The organism is Dyadobacter sp. (genome assembly GCF_039919315.1).
Lineage (GTDB): Bacteria > Bacteroidota > Bacteroidia > Cytophagales > Spirosomataceae > Dyadobacter.
In genome coordinates, this window is sequence record NZ_JBDSFX010000110.1 from 1 (window position 1) to 19,240 (window position 19,240).

12 protein-coding genes are annotated in these 19,240 nt (G+C 45.5%); all 12 read right to left on the reverse strand.

Annotation, left to right across the window (positions count from 1 at the left end; genetic code table 11):
- Positions 1-1,005 precede the first annotated feature (1,005 nt).
- Positions 1,006-1,407: a response regulator gene (locus ABIO93_RS32670; protein ID WP_348074260.1), complete on the reverse strand. Its 402-nt coding sequence runs from the start codon at positions 1,405-1,407 to the stop codon at positions 1,006-1,008.
- A 365-nt stretch (positions 1,408-1,772) separates the two neighbouring features.
- Positions 1,773-2,807: a zinc-binding dehydrogenase gene (locus ABIO93_RS32675; RefSeq protein WP_348074261.1), complete on the reverse strand. Its 1,035-nt coding sequence runs from the start codon at positions 2,805-2,807 to the stop codon at positions 1,773-1,775.
- Between the two features lie 331 nt (positions 2,808-3,138).
- Positions 3,139-3,555, reverse strand: a complete 417-nt coding sequence (locus tag ABIO93_RS32680; RefSeq protein ID WP_348074262.1) for a hypothetical protein — start codon at positions 3,553-3,555, stop codon at positions 3,139-3,141.
- An 85-nt stretch (positions 3,556-3,640) separates the two neighbouring features.
- A complete protein-coding gene (locus ABIO93_RS32685; protein ID WP_348074263.1) occupies positions 3,641-4,093 on the reverse strand; it encodes a winged helix-turn-helix domain-containing protein in 453 nt (150 codons plus the stop codon).
- Positions 4,094-4,228: 135 nt separating this feature from the next.
- On the reverse strand, positions 4,229-6,757 hold the full coding sequence (locus ABIO93_RS32690) for a glycoside hydrolase family 95 protein (protein ID WP_348074264.1): 2,529 nt from the start codon (positions 6,755-6,757) through the stop codon (positions 4,229-4,231).
- 48 nt (positions 6,758-6,805) lie between these two features.
- Positions 6,806-8,695: a trehalase family glycosidase gene (locus ABIO93_RS32695; protein WP_348074265.1), complete on the reverse strand. Its 1,890-nt coding sequence runs from the start codon at positions 8,693-8,695 to the stop codon at positions 6,806-6,808.
- Positions 8,696-8,993: 298 nt separating this feature from the next.
- Complete coding sequence (locus ABIO93_RS32700) at positions 8,994-10,949, reverse strand: glycoside hydrolase family 36 protein (protein ID WP_348074266.1); 1,956 nt, start codon at positions 10,947-10,949, stop codon at positions 8,994-8,996.
- 227 nt (positions 10,950-11,176) lie between these two features.
- The gene (locus ABIO93_RS32705) at positions 11,177-11,857 is read right to left on the reverse strand and encodes an SGNH/GDSL hydrolase family protein (protein WP_348074325.1); all 681 of its coding nucleotides are present in this window, start codon (positions 11,855-11,857) and stop codon (positions 11,177-11,179) included.
- Positions 11,858-12,077: 220 nt separating this feature from the next.
- Positions 12,078-13,034, reverse strand: coding sequence for a ThuA domain-containing protein (locus ABIO93_RS32710; protein ID WP_348074267.1), 957 nt, complete (start codon positions 13,032-13,034; stop codon positions 12,078-12,080).
- 7 nt (positions 13,035-13,041) lie between these two features.
- Positions 13,042-16,209: a PVC-type heme-binding CxxCH protein gene (locus ABIO93_RS32715; protein WP_348074268.1), complete on the reverse strand. Its 3,168-nt coding sequence runs from the start codon at positions 16,207-16,209 to the stop codon at positions 13,042-13,044.
- A gap of 45 nt (positions 16,210-16,254) precedes the next feature.
- Complete coding sequence (locus ABIO93_RS32720) at positions 16,255-17,748, reverse strand: c-type cytochrome domain-containing protein (protein WP_348074269.1); 1,494 nt, start codon at positions 17,746-17,748, stop codon at positions 16,255-16,257.
- 17 nt (positions 17,749-17,765) lie between these two features.
- Positions 17,766-19,238 (reverse strand): DUF1501 domain-containing protein, encoded by a 1,473-nt coding sequence (locus tag ABIO93_RS32725; protein ID WP_348074270.1) that lies wholly within the window; start codon positions 19,236-19,238, stop codon positions 17,766-17,768.
- Between the last annotated feature and the right edge of the window lie 2 nt (positions 19,239-19,240).

Here is a 19,240-nt window from a genome sequence, read left to right on the forward strand (position 1 = left end):
TGAAAGCTGGTGAACAGTTTTTCCGTGTAGTTTTTTCTTCCTTGCATTCCTGAAGTTACAAAAAGTCAAGCTGTTTTGGAAGAAAATGGAGTTGTTTTTGTTCGAGTTCTGCAACAGCCACCACCGATTTAATTTCTCCTACTTCCCATAAATAAAGTTATTGTCGGGCTAGAAGCAGATCATCTCTCTAAGCAGAATCTTAAGTGGAAGCAGTGTATCTATCCCATTAACTCAGCTATTTCTGAAAGTGAGACTGCGCGGCTAACGCATTGATTGATGAGACGACAATTTGAAATTGTTTCTTGAAGGGGTCTGGTTCAGTCCTTCGGTGGTCAGTCATAAGCCTTGCTAACGGACATGGCTGTTTGGACAACTCGATAAGCCACTTGATTGCTTACATCTATCAAGTATAGGCCAATTAGACGAAGCCAAGACAGGCTTCTTCTTTGAAGTCGCTTGAAAGCAATTTGTACATTTCCAAGTGAGCGTTTGTCGTGCGAGCTTATCGCAACCCTACCCGCAACGATAACATCTTCTCTCCCTTCGTATATTTCACCTAAATTTAGTTCGATTGATGCTGCATTATCATTTGGTCAACAGCAAATTTTTTACCGCCAGTTTTCTTAGGGACAGTGGGCAATGCTGTTAAAAAAGTAAAAAGATCGCTCGGAGCTATGACGCAACGTCGTCGCTATCTGCAAACTTTCTTCTTTTAACACTTAGGTAATAAATGTACTTCATGCACCAATAAAATCCATAATGACCTCGCAATCAAATACCGCGTTGTGCAACAGTCGCAGAGATCGAAACGGTGCCTGTTTCGGGGTTCGTTAGGCCCATAGGCGTGGTAGCAATTCATCTACCCTGGTGCTAACCCATTTTCTTATACGTTACAAACGTTATGGGTAACTTCTTCCATCTTAATAACGTCTGCGCGCTCGTCACTTTCTGATTGAGAAAAGCACAACTCCATTCGCTTTGCTGATTATTCCCATAAAAACGTAATCAACATTGGTGTGTTGAAAGAAAAAGCCTCTTGATATCGGCAGCGACTTCCATAAACCCGTCAATATTGGTGGGTTTTGAATAAAACCCATCCGCGCGTGCCTGAATGGCAAGATCAAGATTGTATTTATCTCCGGATAAAAGTACAATTGGAACATTTTCAAGGCTTTTATTAGCCCTTAATTTAGTCAAGATCTCAATGCCGCTAAAGCGTGGCATGACCATATCAAGTAATATAATGCGCGGCATGGTGATCAGTTCAAGAACGAGTGTAAGTAATTCGCTGCCACCAGGAAATTGAATGATCCGCTGATCATCTGAAAAAACTTTATTGAGTGCCGCTACCATCATTGCCCGGTCGTCAGCATCGTCATCAGCAATTACTATAGGATTGTTAATCATTCGTTGAGTATTGTATGCAGTTTTTTTGGAACAATTTTATAAAGAAATAGTTGCAAACGTGTAACTCTTAATCTTTGCCTTGCCACGAAACCGCACTATGTCATTGATTCAAAATAGGTTAAAATCCGCTTAATACATCAAATTTTCGTAAAGAGCTTTGATTGTATTTTGTCGAATATGTTCACAAAGTACAGTTGATGGTTTAATTTGACGTCCTAATAAAGGGGTGATAAATAGAAAAATAACCACTTTCCGCCGTTTAACCAGAGCTTCCGGTCTCGTCTTTCGCGTCATCTCCACGCCTTTCTTCTCCAACGTCCATCCATCAATTTCTATCATACATGGATGAGCACTTACATGGCGTATCATTCCATGACCATCATTGACTTGATGACCTCTTCACTTTTAATGACGTTCAAAGCAATGTGGTAATCGGATAACTTCCATATGTGTGTCAAAAGCTTTTCGGTCGGTATTTTTCTTTCAGCAATAAATTTGAGGATTTCGTTTCTTACCAAATGCTCGTTGGGTTCATGCTGAGTAATTTTAATATTACTTGGGAGCCAAGTCCAGTCTATCTCATAGCGGCCATTAGGTGCAACTCCGTACACAGCAACTGTACCGCCAGCTCGAGTGGTGCGTAGCGCTATCTCCATTTGACTGGAAGCGCCGGTGGCTTCAATAAAACAGTCGACTCCGCCTTCACTCAAAGTTTTGATAGTTTCAATAGCTGGCAAATCGTTAACATTGACCGTCTCGTCAGCGCCTAATTCCTTCCCTAGTTTAAGGCGCCTCTCACGACGGCCAAGGAGAATTATCTTCTTCGCACCTGCAAGTTTTGCCCATAACACCAGGCTGAGCCCAGCTATCCCTGTTCCGTTCACGCAGATAAGTCGACCTTTTATATCTAGATGCTTTGACCATTCATAGGTTTCCGAAAGCGCAATGGAAAGAACTGACGATGCAAGGCCAATCTGTGGACCACATTTGAGCACATTTTGGCGCAGGGCAACATAATCGTTTGCCATGGAAAGATCACCGGCCGCGGCCATCGCACGCAAATCCGTTACTAAACCATATTCTGCAAACCCACCCCAAGCAGACGAAATACCATCTTTCATGCTCCCTGGAACGATACCAGCAGGGCGGGTAACCCAATCTCCCAGTTGAAAATGCTTTACACCTGAACCTAAGGATACAACCTCTCCTATTGCCTCATGCCCAAGTAAACATGGATAGTGCTTGTGGAAGGGTTGTGTCCCATTGATTAATTCAATGTCGGTAGTGGAACAAATGCCACAGGCAAGAATCTTAACCATTGCTTGAAATTGGCCGGGATATGGCTTTCTAATTTCACACAGTTCGACTTTATGATCTGATGTAACTACTAGCCCTTTCATCCTCTGGTTCATTAGTAAATTTATATCGCCCTATTTCTATCATTTCAAGTAACAAAAACCGGCTTACTTTAGATTGCAAACAAAGTCCTAGTCATGAATGAAGTGCAAAATTCTAAATATGCTTAAGTGTTAAGCGAGTGATTTGCCGACGGAATTTTTCTGCTCTATTTTTAACAAAATTGTTTACATACCGCCCGACCATTTAAATTATCAAAGCGACATATCTCACTGCAGCCATAACTTTGGCAATTACGTAGTTTGCAAATTAGTAATTGGCTCCAACCGAAAAAGCCACCCTTAGCGCCTGCCTTGCCGATGAGGTCAATTGATCCTAACTTTCAACTCCTGTCAAAAGAGTTAGTGAGAACCATGCTACATCTGGCATGGAAGACGGAGTGGCATCTGGCATGTGTACAGCCTGCATTTCGACCTTGATTGCACCTCCCCGATGGATCGTCAGAAATCCTAAGTTAAAGGTTTTAAAATCTTGCCACCCTTGTGTAGGAATGGCGCTTTTCAATAAAACAACCTCACCAATGACAATTGAGAAAGTACCTCCTATCATTTCGCTTGCCAAGGAATAGTTTATTTCCACTACATACTGACCTGGGTATGTGACCATGCAATTCCACGAAATGATGTCTTCTGTATTGTTCCAGTAATGGATTGCGTAGGTGACCGGCTTATCTAGAACTCTTAAAGATCCAGTTACCGATGCATCATTTGCCCACAGGATTATTTTGTTCACAGATGTGATAAATTAAAAGGTAGCTTTTCTAAGCATATTCACTTCTATTAACTATTATCTCTTTTTTTGTCAATTCCATCTCTGTTCAGTCTATTATCCTCTGGTAAATGTCATGCTTGCTTCGTCTATTAAATGTTTTATTAACAAACTTTTTAAGAATTATTAAGTCATCCTTTTGCAACTTATCTATGTGAGCAAACAAATGACTTAGATCATCTAACGGGTCAAATAATGCTCCGTTTTTCGTGGTTGCCGTTCTGCACACATAATATGCTTTCGATCGTGTCGACTTTACATAGCCAATTTCTTTAAGATGGCTGTAAGCCTTTTCGACCGTATTTCTGGAAACAGCAAAATAACTACTTAATTGATTGATCGATGGCAAGACGTCATTTTCAAGTATTGTTGCATCCGCAATGCGCTCCACGATTGAATTCGCCAACTGTTGATAAATTGCCAGTGGAAACGGCTCCTTAACAAGCGTCACATCTTTCAGCCAGCAATTTCTGAATTCAATATCTTTGTTTATTTTACCCATCTTGTTATACTAACAATCAGTTTCTAATCCAACCTTTTTATTTTATTCATCTATACAACTGCTGGCTAGCTTTGTGAACTCGCTTACAAATCGCGCTCTTGGTATCTTCCACTACTAGCTGCCACACCAAATGCTTTAGCGACCTACTACAGAATAAACTGCACCTTTCTGCGTAGTGAAAACGAGTTCATTACTGTTACTCCTTTTTGTCTTCACCGGCTTTCCCTCCCGCAAAATGGATATAGCATCTTTGCTCATCAACCGGCATAAACCCCCGTTAATTGACGTAATACTACCGGTAATGAGCTTGCCATCCTTCCACTGAATGTCCACTTCAAAACCACCCCTTGCCCTTAACCCCGACACAAACCCTGACGACCAGTTCTTGGGTAAGGCAGGCAACAGATTGACTACTCCGGTATGACTTTGAATGAGCATTTCTGCGACCACAGCTGTTGAGCCGTAGGTGCCGTCCAACTGATAAGCAGAGCCAAAAAAGTTGGGGTAAAATCCGTATTTGAGCTGGTACTGGTGATGCTTGTAGGCCTGCTCTGCCTGGCCAAGCCTCAGCCACATCATACTGATCCAAACGCCCTGCCAAGCACCAAAACTCTCACCATTGAGGTAGCTACCGTAACTTTTGTACCTATTTTGGGCCTCCTCAGTGCTCGCATTTGGATTTCCTAATAATCGACGTTCCAGCGTTTTTCGGGCGGCTTCAAATAAGGCAGGGGTTGCAACAGTAATTTGGTCAGCTGGAAACAGGCCGTACAGATGTGAGATATGTCTATGCCCTAACTCTGGTTCTTTGTAATCTTCTATCCATTCCTGTATTCCGCCAGTCCGCTTGCTGATCTGAACTGGTGCCAGTTTGGTCAATGCTACTTCGAGCTCGCGTTTAAATTCAGCTTCAACGGGTTTGCCCGGCTCGCTCAATTCCTGGATTGCGCGTAGACAGTTGGTAAACAGTTCCCGGCAGATTTGTGTATCCATGGTGGCCCCGTACGTAAATTGAAACTGGGTACCGTCGGCTTTTTCAAAAGCATTTTCAGGTGAGTGAGACGGGTTGGTGACCAGCTTTCCAGCCATAGGTAACCCCGATGGAATTGGTTTTAAAAAATCAAGATAAAACTCGGCAGCTCCCTTCATGAGCGGAAATGCCCGTTTTCGTAAAAATTTTTTATCTCCGGAGAATTGATAGTGTTCATAGGGATGATGCGCAAGCCAGCCACTTCCCATCGGCCACACGCCCACCACCCCGTCGGCTGGCGAAGTTCTCCAAAATACATCGGTTAAGTGATGCACAACCCATCCTCTCGCTCCATACATTTTATCGGCCGTCGAACGTCCGTAAATGGACAGCGAGTCCATCAAATCAAACAGTGGCTCGTGGCATTCTGCCAGGTTAGTAACCTCTGCGGCCATATAATTCATTTGCAAGTTGATGTTGGTATGGTAATCCGAACTCCATGGCGGTCTCATTGTCTGGTTCCATATACCTTGCAAATTAGCCGGTAAGTCTCCTCTGCGTGATGATGCGATCATCAGGTATCTACCATATTGAAATAGTAACGCTGAGAGATATGGATCGTCAACTAATTTTGTTTTCAACCGGTTGAGGCGCGCGTCCTGAGGTAGTTCGCGATGGTCGGCATCCGGAGAAAAGCTGAGTTTCACACGATCATATAAGGATCGATAGTCGATCAGGTGCCGCTGCCAAAGCATTGAAATCGGCTGATTTAATGCTTTCTGCAAGGTCTCAGCCGACCGCTGCTCAGGATTTGGCGCAGCGTAATCCGTGGCTGCGGCCAGGTAAAGGGTCAATTCGGTGGCATTGGTTATAGTCATTAACCCCGAAGAGTCGACTGAAACTTCTCCGTTGGGAGTAACCGCCTGTAAATCGGAAACAAAGCGCATGCCGACAGGTTGTCCACTAGTTTCATCGGTGCGGGCGATGCGGCCGCGGAGATGAAGTCGGTGCTGATCAGTTGGCGAAACGGTGGTCGTGGCATCCTGTTCGCGTTGCAGCCGAATACGAACATTTATGGAACGCGGCTGGTCGGCAGTTAACCGTACAACGATAACCTGGGCTGGATGGGACGCGAACACTTCCCGCCGGTAGCTTTTACCACCATGTTTGTACTGCGTTACGGCAACAGCCGAATCCAAACTGAGCCACCGACGATAGTTCTGATAGGTTGTATCACCGGAAGGATTGAGTTGCTCGATGAAAAGATCGCCTAGTGGCTGGTATGGCCGAATGTTCAGCGGCTTTCCCATTAGCGTTTTGCTTGCCAGTTGCTCGGCCTCATCATTTTTACCCGCAAACATCAATTTCTGCACTTCAGGCAAAGCCTTCAGCGCCTCTGGATTATCCGTATTTCGTCTGTAACCATCCCAGATCGTTTCTTCGTTTACTTGGATTCGTTCGCGCAAAACGCCGCCGAACACCATAGCTCCCATCCGCCCATTACCAACCGGCAGGGCTTCAACCCATCCGCGCTTACCAAAATGAAATGTATTTTGAAACTCTGGCGCAGAATAACTAAATACGGCAGGCTGATAAGCAGGCTTGTCGAACCAAAGTTGCATATTCTTCTGCTGAGCAAAGCCAATAAATGGCGTTACGGAAGCCAGGCACACACTTAGAATAAGTCGGTACATAATTTGATCATTGTGGTTGCAAAAATTTATTGGTTGTGCTTGCAGGCTTTATTTGTTTTGGCCTGACTTTGAATCTTCTTCTAGAAATGACATGAAACCCATCAGAGCCCCCCAGTGATAAAACGAATCACTGCGATTCAGCGCTTCGCCGGTCAATCGTCCGACGCCGGAAGCATGAAAATTTTCCGGTACGCTACGGCTCTGCCGCCAATTTTTCAAAAGCAAAACTTTTGATTTTTCAACGAGTTGTTTTCGGACATCGGGCATGTCATAATTACTGAGTCCCAGGTAAACCAGGAAATTTAGGGGCGCCCAAATTCGCCCGCGCCAGTAATTTTGGTCCTTAAATGCAGGATCATTGCGGGAGATTGATGGCAGTACCCACTCGCCCCAAAATTCATCTGGATTAAGCAGGTGCTCAGCTACCATTCGAGCGGCCTGTGCCTTTGTCGCCACACCAGCGAGCATGGGGTAAAATAAGGTCGGTGACAACCGGCTGCTAAATTGACCAGTATCTGTCCGTTTATTTAAGAACATACCTTTCTCCTCATGCCATAATGTTTTCAGAGCGAGACTATACCTGTCCGTTCGGTTCGTGAGTTCAGTGATTTCTTCTGAACGGCCTAGCACATTCGCCATTTGTGTCAAGGCCTTACAATCAGCGATGTACAGACTGGTTAGCCCAACGTCTGCCAACTGGAATTGATTGGTGGTTGGATTGAAAGGAATGCTGTCATACATGGGTGAGTTATCTAATCCTGACTCATAGGCAGCTCCCTGAGAACTATGGGCTGCTCCATCGGGAGGTAAATTGTCGGATCCCCAACACAGTAGTCCTCCTGTGTCTCGGTGAGTCGGCCACCATCTGTTCCACCGCAATAATCTATCGAATGTCAGCTCCAAAAGCCAGCGCTCATTGTACTTACGGTAAAGTTCCAGAATGACAATACTTCCTACCGGAGGCTGAGAACGGTCAGGTGATCCTAGCCCGCCGCCGGCTACATAGTTAGGCACCATGCCAAATCGGTCAATAGCCTTTGTCGCTTCAATAGCGTTCGCATAGGCTAACGGACGATAATCCAGGCCAGCCATGTAGGCCGACAAGTATGTATCCCAGTCGAAGAGCACATAATGTCCACCGAAGAATGTATTCCAAGACCGGCTAACCGGCGCAACTACTCCACCTAGTTCAGGATCAAATATTGTATTCCAGGCCAAGGCGCTTTGTTGAACTAAATACGTTTCGCTCAGTGGCCCCCACTGGATTAGTGTTTGTTCGAAAGCCGCGCGCTTTTCACCGATGATGCCACGAATAGCGTCGAGGGTTCGATGACTCCCAACAGAAACTCCTACGACACGATCGAAGGTCATTGTGAGGTATTTGCTTGTGAGAGGTAAATTTTGAAATCGCTGCGGAGCAGTACTGCTTATCGAAAAGCGATCGCGGCCTATAGACGCTAGTAGCCCGCTGTCTTGCTTTGTAACATTTCCAGGGTAATTCCAGAGCATACCTGCTTCTACTATAAGGGAGGGAGGCCGAACAGGAAGCGTCAAAGGTGTGATTAACAAAACAAGCCCTGCTCCATCATGGGCGCTTTCCACCCGAAATTGAATTTTTTCCCAGGTTACCGTCAATTCTGTATAGCTCCCATCATATGCGTGGTACCCTGCCAAAACTGTTTCTGGACGAACTTCCTTTGGAGAAATATACGCTTCATGTAAGTACCTATTCCCAGTTAGTCCATTACTCTCTAACCCAATATTAACCGCCAGTCCCTGTGGCAATAGCACATGACTGAGCACTGACCTTGTATTCCATGTATTCCAGCCAGAGGAAAGTCTACTTTGAAGTTTCCGGTATTTTTGTTCAGGCGTGGCCGTTTGAGCTTTACCAGCATACGTGCAGAGAAATAGAAATAAAACAAGTAAATAATTCATGCAAAAGCCATATTTTATTTCTTCACTTACACTGATGTTTGTAGTCTTTCAAAAATCAAGCTTTCTGAATTTAGTAGAATAGTGGAAGTATGCACACATTCATCAATAAGATTGGCTTTTCGTGACGCATTTCCTATGTCGGTATAGAGGCACCACGTGTATCTTTTAACTACCTTAACTAAAAATACTTTTTAGAAATGAAGAAGTATTTCAGCTTTGAAAGTTTATAAGAAATGAGCGACGCCTAAATGACTTCTCATTTACTATGCCGCAGTGCTACTTCTTAAAAACTCACTTCCTATTTTATCTTGCCACCCAATGTCATTGCTGCTGGCGAGGTAGCGTCAAGAGATATATAAAACAATCTACTTTCATGAGGCAATAGGTCAATATTTAGGTTTGATATAGAACCTAAATTATCTGCATGTGCTTCATCCCAATCAAAACAATTGGCTTTTTCCACATCGACCAACCTTTTCAAAGAAAAACTGCTTGAAACTCGCTCTTCCTTTCTATTTGTAAAGAGAACGGCCCAAGACTCGTCGGAATATTTACGGACTAAAACATCCAATTTTTCATTTGAATTTAAAAAAGGAAAAGCAGTATTTAGTTTTGTTTTACCAGGCTCTAAAAACCGAAATAATTGTGTGCGATTTGGTGCAATTTCATAAAATAACTCAGATGTATTGATTACACCGCCCAGCATCCCCATCCAAAGTGCCACAGAACGTATTTCAGGTGCAGTCAAATGCGTATACTGATCGCGCATTGGCATTGCATCGGGATCATTTTGCCACCAAACGTTATTAAGGTGTTGAGCGCTTTTTGACTCCTCAAACATGCTCGTAGCACCACTCCATATAGGGTGTATATCACTTGATATGCGCATTGCGTCCACGTATCCTAACATTGGCCCGAAAGGTGCAATACAACCTAACCAGAAGGACTCCTGTCCTATCTCCTGACGTATCATGTCGAAAAATTCTCTCTGATATTCTACCGAAGTTTTACCTGGCGTGAATCTTATCACCTCATTCGTTTTTTTGCTCCCGTAAAGCATAAAGTCAGTCTTATAAAAACTGATACCCAATTCTTTAAATTTTTTAAATACAATTCTCAGATGATCCATAACTTTGGGGTTACTGGTATCTAAGCAATAGATTTCTTCGTCCATAGCACCCCAAAGTCGGTTTTCGCCGTAGAATGACATTTCTATAACCGGCTTGTTATCTTTATACCGCAGAATCCAATCTGGATGCTCACGGTACAATTTACTTTTATTGCCCACCATGTATGGACCGATCCATATCCCTGCTTTGTAACCGGCAGTTATAATTTCTTTTATTGAAGCGCCAATACCAGACGGAAACTTCTCACTTGGCTCTAGCCAATCTCCTACGTGAGGATGATATCCCGCGTCAATTTGAACTGTTTGAATATTGACGGAAGGGGTAATTTTTTTAAAGCCTGACACATACTCGGAAAGCATTTTATCGGTCAGATAATAGTACGCATAGTACCAGGAACACCAGTGATAGGATTGAGGCTTTTCGTTCTTAACATCCATTAGCTTTCCCGCTTCAATGGCCTCATTTCTCATTGCATCAAATGCGGCTGTATTCTCAGTAATGTAAAAGGTCGGTAGATGTTGGCTAGAGACTTTTTCTGTATTTATATAAACTTCAATAAGCTTCTTGCCTACTTTGTCTTTATATGCATTCGTATAACTGTTGTACTTTTTATAATTTCGTGTGGAGATGACTAAAGTACTTCCAGAATCCGGAACAAAGCCAGTAATTCCCCCACAATTGATAATTTCATCTTTGAGATCGAGCCAGTCTATTATGCCACCGTTGCCCATAATCTGCTTTGAGGTTTTGAAGACTTTTTTTGATCCCGTAACCTCTGCATCACGGAGAATAGATATCGTTTCAGGAATATTTTTTTGTCCTGTCACTTTTGTATCAATAGTCAATGCTTTGCCCTCATATGCAAATCGTAGTTCAAATGTACCTTCCCTAAGGTTGTAAATAATCGTCTTTATATCACCCTGTTCGACAACTTTAACGTTTAGAGGTTTTAAAAATTTGTTGTCAAACCCAGGGTAATTATTCAAGATTGTTACCTTACTACCAATGATATCAAAGCTTCCATCTTTGTAGATAGTAGTTTTTAGGCTTTGTGCGTCTACACCGGTGGTAACTGAAAAGACCAGTAACAGCATTGCCAAAAGAAATCGCTTAAATTGAGGCATAAATGAAGCTTAGAAAAGTTGATTGTAGATGATATACAGATTGTCTTCGCCGACCTGGAATTTGTCCGTTTGCGTCCGCAGGCCCATTCCAGCTGCTTATAGGCAATTCATTATTACTCCTTCGCTAAATTTTGTAGCCTATCTTGAGCAGGCGTGCACATTGCAGTAGCTCACTACTTACTTTATAAGTCGTCATTCTTGATAACCAGTTGTGTCAGAATAATACTTCACTTTTGAAGCAGCGCTTCAAGCATTTGTTCTGCTAAAAACCTGTTTCCTTCGTCTGTCAAATGAACTCTATCCGATGTTAACACACCTTTTTCCTTGTTTTCTGGATTTTTGTGAGTCAGGTAATCATGGAATGACTTTCTTAGATCGCAAAGTTGTAGGTTGTGACGAGTTGCGATATCCCGAATCAGTTTGGAATATTGATTCAAGTCTCCATCCTGAGGATTAGAAGCATCAGTTCTTTCGCCTATCACTGTCGGTGTACATATGATTACACGAATGTTTTCAGCTTTCATCCGTTTAATAAGGCCTTCATAAAACTTGACATACTTGTCCGGATCAGTGCCGGTTCCTGATAACGTTTTGTGCCAAACGTCGTTGATTCCTACGTACACAAAAACAACATGTGGCTTTTTAGAAAGTACATCGGCTTCTAATCGCAGGAAGAGATCGTATACTTTGTCACCGCTAATTCCAGCGCCAATGAGCTCATAATTACTATCTTGGCCTTTTAGTTTGAGGATTTCATTCATTTTAGTGATGTACCCTGTTGGACTAACCCCAGCCTGAGTGATAGAATCTCCAAAAAATATTACACGCAGACGGTTATCCTGCCGCATAGCAACCAGAGGAAGAATACATATTACAATTCTTAAAAACTTACGAGCAAAAACATGCATATTGGTTAGATAAAATGGTTTCAAAACATTACTTTAAATTGTCCCGGTTATCCCAAAAGCTTTTAATTTTTAGATACCACTCAGGATACACGCACTGAGTGTGTTCGTTTAGCTGCCTAGGATTAACTTATGTTCATGCGCTAACTGCGAACGGTCACAAGCGGTATTAGGGACCAATTAGCTGGTTAGCAGGCCTTGGAAAATAATTGTACTCAGGAAATCATTGCGGTTTGCGGTTTGCCTTAAATTTGTCACCAAAGCCGGAATTGTTGGGCTCATAAATAGAATCGAAATCAGCATTCACACCGTCCTTTGGTATTCTACCTTCCAGCCCTAATGCCCAGTACATGCCGTTAAGCGCGAGCTTTCGCATTGCTTTCTCCTTGAAATCAAAAGGATGCCCTAGTGTAGTAAAAAACACGCGGGCCGTTTTTGCACTACTACCTGTGTAAGTCTTGGTCCAGGCAACGGGTTGCGTCAATGGATATTTGTCCAACTTACCGTCAAGCTGGTGCTTCGAACGTAGGGACTTCCCTTCCAGCAGCGTTTTGGCATCGCCTTGCAATTTCCACTCACCGCCATCCACATGGTAGAGCCATGAAAAGGCGTTGAACGGATAAACGCCGTTCAAGATTGGTGAGCTCCTGCCAGGAATCGGGTAAACTGACGTCAGCGGGGCATTCCCATCTTCAAAATGCCCGTGATGTGTGATCCATTGCTGACCAAATACCTTGGCTGGCCACTCGGTGTTCAGGTGCATAAGGCTTGAATCACTTTTGTACATAAAAGTATGGGAAGCCGTGCGAAAACCGACTACGGGTCTGCCGCTCTCGACATAGTCGGTAATCAGTTTGGCCTGCACTTTGGGTAGCTCGCGGTAACGGGCAAAGACCACCATCAGATCTGCGGTTTTCAGCGCTTCAAGTCCGTCGATATGGTCTGCCCGGTTCGGATTGATATTGCCGTTGCTATCCAAAGCATAACAAACAGTAATTTTAGCCCCTAACTCCCGTTTCAGAATTTGTCCCAGCATTGGCATTGATTCTTCCGAACGATATTCTTCATCCCCGGTAACAAACACAATATGTATAGGTTTTTTAGCAGGTGCTGGCTGCTGCACTGGTAGGATAATCGCATGCTGGGCAACAGCAAAAAGCAGCAATAATAATATGTTCATAATTTTATCAGTTTGGATGTTGACTTAGTAATTCCTGGGGTGTATAAAAGCCTTTGCGGGACTTAGTTTCTTCCCGTACCTGTTTGACTAAGTCGGCTGTTAAGGATTCGGTAGTCGAGTTACCAAACGAGTTACGAACATAGGTTAATACCGCTGCCATCTCCTGATCATTAAGCATCCCGCCGAAGGGCGTCATTGGCACGGTTCCAGCGAACTGCTTACCATTTACCTCAATGGGCCCGTATAGGCCGTGAAGGGCTAATTTGATAAGCCGTTCGCGACTACCTGTTACCCATTTGCTTTTGTTAAGTGGTGGAAAGCCTGCCGATTCCAGGCCGTTTCCGTCAGGCTGGTGGCAAGTTCCGCAGAAACCGTCACGATTGTAGATGGATTTTCCGAAGGCCAGCATGTCACTTTGATCTGGCCTCATACGCAAATTTTTGTCCAGGAAGTCGGCAGATGGGTTTTGGATGAAATCGTAATGCGGCTTTATCCAGTCATCGATCGGGTATTTGCCAACAGTAGTCAAAATTGTAGCTGCCTCTTTTTTGGATAGCCAACTGCTTGCTACCAGTGACTCCAATCGCACCCGGCCATGTGGGTCCTTGGCGGCTTCATTCAGCATTTTTAGTTGATTGCTGCCAAGCTGAGGGCCGCAAAAGCGGACTACTCGCACGGCCGCCGACCGGACCCGCTCATCGGGGGAACGAAGAAGTTTTGACAGTAGGCCCTGATCCACTGAATTTAATCCCCAGCTCACCCAGAGCGCTTCCAGCAGGTGATGTTGGTAGCGGCTATCGGTTGAATCTAGGTTTTTGACCCATTTGTGAAGCTTTGGCATCACCTCTTGCTGGCTGTGCCCTCGCAGCTCACGTCTGCTCCGGTAGCGGGACCGGTATTCAGGTAATTTGAGATTATCCAGCAGCACCTCAACGCTGGCACCATCTACCAAAGCGGGATTAACTAAGGGGCGCGAAGGATAAGTGATACGGTAGATACGCCCGTGCACGTGGTCGCGCAATGGATCGCGTGCATTGTGTTGCATGTGACCAATCAACACATTATGCCAGTCTGCCAAATACAGCGAACCATCCGGGGCAAACTCTAAATCAACAGGGCGGAAATTTGGGTCGCTGCTTTTTAAAAGGTCCAAACGGTGGGTTGTTTTATAGCCGGTGCCGTCATCGGTCACCTGGTGCATTTTGGTACCCAAGAAGCCAATGGTGTTATTAAGCATTATGTCTCCCTGCATCAGGTCTGGGAAGTGGCGGCTAGACACAAATTCTAGTCCCGAAGTGGGCCTTACACGGTGTTTGGTCTCCACAAGTGCTCTTGAGTTCGGGGCGGAAAGGCCATAAATAGGCTTGATTGTTCCAGGCATCATCCAGTATAGATCGGGGTTGGATGTCGATAAACAAAAATCTTGTCCCCATTCATCAAAGGCAATACCCCATGGGTTTGTGACAGGTACCTGCGCAATCTTTTCAAGTTTTTTCTGTTGAGGAGCGTAGCGCATAAATCCACCATGGGTACCTCTAACCGTACCATAAGGTGTCTCGACGTTGGTGTGCAGAAAAATACCCTCACCCATGATAATCGCACCCGACGGGTCCGCACAGAAAGCATGAATGACGTGGTGGGTATCGTGATCATCAAATCCGCTTAAGACGATTTCCACCTTGTCGGCTCGATCATCACCGTTGGTGTCTGTATAAAGCTTCAAATTTGTTCCCTGAGATATGTAGACACCTTCTGGGGTAATCTCAAAGCCCGCCGGGATGTGTAGGCCATCGGCAAAGACAATCTGTCTGTCAGCTCTAGAATCACCGTCGGTGTCCTCCAAAATAATTAGCTTATCGTTAGGACGGGGATCACCGGGGCGGTAATGAGGATAGGTCGGCATGGTCGCCACCCACAGCCTGCCTTTATTATCGAAGGCAATTTGTGATGGGTTGGCCAGGTCAGGAAACTCTTTTTCGGAGGCAAACAGATCAATCTTGAAGCCGGGGGCCATTGTAAACTTGCTTAGTGCTTCCCCGTTATAAAGATAGCGCACACCTTCCTGTGGATTGTAGTTGGTCTCGATGGGCGGTAACTTGTGGGTTCGGGCATCTGCGCCTGCAACGTCATAGGCCTGTCCCCTAGCCGTCCGCCAGATAAGCGTGTCACGATTGGCTGTCAATTGCCGTATTTTGATCAGCTCATCCGGGTAGTTATCAGGTCCAAAAGGTTTGTAGCGCCGGCCATAAACATGGACACCATTGGGGATTTTGTAGTCGTTGTGCCAGTACCACCCATGGTCCAGCACCGCCTGCCGAATGGCTGCACGCTTTTGCTCATTGACCACCGGTGCTCTTCCAAAGATCTCGCTAGATAGCCATTTGGCCAGTTTTTCATAACCTGCCTCATTCAACTGCAAACCATCGATTGTCAGCTGCTCCCCAGATTTATACCATTGTTTGGTGATCGCAAAAGCGTCGATAAAAAGGACCCCATACTTTGCAGCGACTTCCTTAGTCGCCAAGGTGTATAAACCAAGGTTTTCATTCTCCCGGATACCATTGGGTAAATCCATCCGTGCCGAAAGGTCCTGAAAGGCCACGGGTGATACCAACGCTAATTGCGGAGCGGAATGCCCATTGTAGCGTTGCTCCATTGTATGGGCTACAAACGCAGCCAGTTCAGCTTTATAATTTATTAGGCCTTCCGGGCCGCTGAACGACTCGCTACCCCCGAAAAAAGCGATTATGATGTCGCTTTTTAAGGAGGTCAGCCATTGGTCGGGTTTAGGAAAAGTACCTTCGCTATTGGAATTTTGAGCGTATTCTGTGTTTTTATAGAACTGATCGGCACCAGGAAATGCCCATGGGCTGTTGCGCGCTGAATGCGGCCGGAAGGCTGGTGTGTCGCCCCCATCACAAAGGTTACGGATGAATAGGTTTTTGCTAGGGTAGCGTAGATGCAACTCTGTCTCAAGGGACCCGTAATTAAGCATCCTTGACCCTAGATTACCTCCAATCAATGAGATATGTGCTCCTTGATCAAGCACAAGTTTTTCAGCAGTGCTTATGAAAAAAGCGGCGCCGAATAGGCATGCAGCCGATATCAAGACAAGGTATTTTAATATTGAAAACTGGGAGTTTATCTTGATCATAATGTCACTAACTTTTTGCATTCACAAGCTGTTTTGAGAAAAAGATTACGATTCCGATGGTCGATATCATTTGTTTTTAAGTTCTTTTTGATCATTTGGCTCACCAGCCTTCACAAATTGCGCCACCGTTGCTTCATTGAAACCCTTAATCACCAATAGATCAGGGTTTCTCCTTCCTACCTGGCTAACCGCACTATCTGAAACAGCCGATTGCCAAACATAGATAGAACGAAGCGCCTTCATATCGGCGATTGCTTTCAAACCCGCGTCCCCGACTTTGGTGTTCACAATGTTGAGATAGCTCAAATAGCGAAGTGGCTTTAGCGCAGCCAGGCCCTTGTCGGTGATGGCGGTGTATTCCAGATGCAGCTTGCTCAAATTAGGGAACTTGGCGATTTGCGGCAATGTGGCGTCTGTAATGGAGGTGTGGCCCAGTTTGAGCCAGGTAATTTGCTGCGCAACTGGCTGCAAAAGATCCATTTGTTTATCACTGAAACCAGGCAAATTCACCGCGCTCACTTCAAGTAAATTCTGATCCTGCGATAATGAAGTGACGATCAGTCCCGCTTTTCTGAGATTTTCAATTGCCTGATCATTTGCTTTTGGCACTTTAAGGCTGAGTACGCCCGATTCTTTGGCCATGTCTGCGCCTGTCGGGGCGCCCTTTGTCAACGAAGCTAATGCAGGCTTAATAGCCTCAGAAACGGTTAGTTGCGAAACTTTTTTATCCGCCGGAGCGCCCTGATCGATCCACCAGGAAAGCAACGCAATCTGATCCGTGGTCAGCTGCGGCTTGCCTTTTGGCGGCATATGCTCGTCCTTATTTTCGGGTAGCAGGCACCTTTTGATCATATCACTTTCAGCCCCTTTTCCAGCTACAAATGCAGGACCATTTTCGCCGCCTTTGGCCAGTAATGCCAGCTGATCCATCCGCAGATCGCCTTTGCTCTTGCTTGCGCTGTGACATTGGGTGCATTTGGCTTCCAGGATCGGTTGAACAATGTCAGTGAAGACAACGGCTTGCTGAACATCGGTAATGGGTTTTATTTCAATGTGGTTCTGCTGCATTGGCGGCAAGCCTGCCAGGCCGCGGAGAGGCTCGGGCGTGTATTGGGTCAGGTAATCCGCTCCATGCGTGAGCGAACCGCCGTCGTGGCCGGTGGACAATGTCAGCGCGGTTGCAACCAAAATAGCAGGAAGGTAAATCACTTTCCCAGCGGGCAATGCTTTTTGGAGTCTCTCGGATTTAACGAGCCAAGCCATCCACGCAAAAACTGCCACGCCAATGCCCTTCCACATGTGGTTATTAAGAAGCGTTTCATCATAACCGCCGCTTGACGAAAGTAAGTAACCTGCCATGCATGCGAATGTTGCATTGAGGGCCGACAATAGCAGAATAAAAACGATAGCACTTTCGCTAACAGCAATTTTGCCCCAACGTCTTCCCAATTCGAGCAGGGACCCTACCAATAAAAAGCCAATAGGGAAATGCACGATCGCTGGGTGGAACCTACCGATGAATGTAGCCCAGGACGAATCCTGGAGCAAAATGTAATGCATGGTCAAGGGTTTAGCAACTAAGCAATTATTTCTTTGACGACCTGGCCTTCTGTATCTGTAAGCCTGAAGTTTCTTCCCTGGAAAGGATAGGTAAATTTTTCATGGTTAAAACCCATTAAGTGAAGGATAGTCGCTTGTAAATCATGTACATGCACCCTCCCTTTTGTACCATAGTAGCCCAGCTCGTCGGTTTCTCCGTGTGAAACGCCTTGCCTCACACCGCCACCTGCCATCCACATGGTGAATGCTTCCAAATGGTGGTCGCGGCCCATGAAGGGCATCACCAGCCCGTTCCGGTTTTCCTGCATAGGCGTCCTGCCAAACTCTGCGCCCCATATCACGAGCGTTTCTTCGAGCAACCCGCGCATTTTCAGATCCTTGATCAGAGCTGCCACCGGCTGATCCGTTTCCCGGCACTTTCCAATCAAACCACCTTCAACATTTTCTCGTTTGGAAGTGCCATGGCCATCCCAGCCCCAGTCGAAGAGCTGCACGAAACGTACATCGTTTTCGACCAGTTTTCGGGCTAGCAGACAGTTCATGGCAAATGTTCCTTCGCCAGGTTTCACCCCATACATGTCCAGTATAAATTGCGGCTCCTTGGAAACATCCATCACTTCAGGGACGGACATTTGCATGCGGAATGCCATTTCGTACTGACTGATACGGGTCAATATTTCCGGATCCCTAACATCCTCATAAGTCTGCTTATTGATTTCATTGATGGCTGCAATGGTCTGCTTGCGCATATCGCGGTTCATACCGCTTGGATCGCTCACATACAAAACCGGGTCACCGCCCGTGCGGCATTGTACACCTTGGTAAACCGAAGGCAGGAAGCCGCTGCCATAAACGCTTTTACCTGCATCTGGCTGCTGCCCGCCCGAAGCAAGCACGATAAAGCCCGGCAGGTTCTGATTTTCAGATCCCAAGCCATAGACAGACCATGCTCCTAAACTAGGCCTACCCAGCCGCGGACTTCCAGTGTGCATCAGCAGCTGCGCTGGCGCATGGTTAAACTGGTCGGTGTGCATGGCTTTTAGAAATGAGATCTCGTCGGCAACAGTTTGCAGGTAAGGCACATAATCCGACATCCAGGCGCCGGACTGGCCGTATTGCGCAAAACGCCCTTGTGGCCCCAGCATTTTAGGCACACCCTGGATGAACGCGAATTTTTTGCCTTCCAAGAATTCCGCGGGGCAATCTTTTCCGTGGTATTTCACCAGTTCGGGCTTATAATCAAACAGTTCGAGCTGCGAAGGTGCGCCGGCCATGTGAATGTAGATGACACGCTTGGCTTTGGGGGCAAACTGCGGAATACGCGATTTGGCAATATCGCCTAGACTCGTTGCCGCCGATGAAGGCCCGCAGGAATCCAGCATTGTCCCTAAGCCCAATGCACCCAGCCCAAACCCAACGGATTGCAAAAAGTGTCGCCGTGTCTGATGAAGCAATGCAGTATGTTCAAGTTCTTTTCTCAGATTTTCCATGC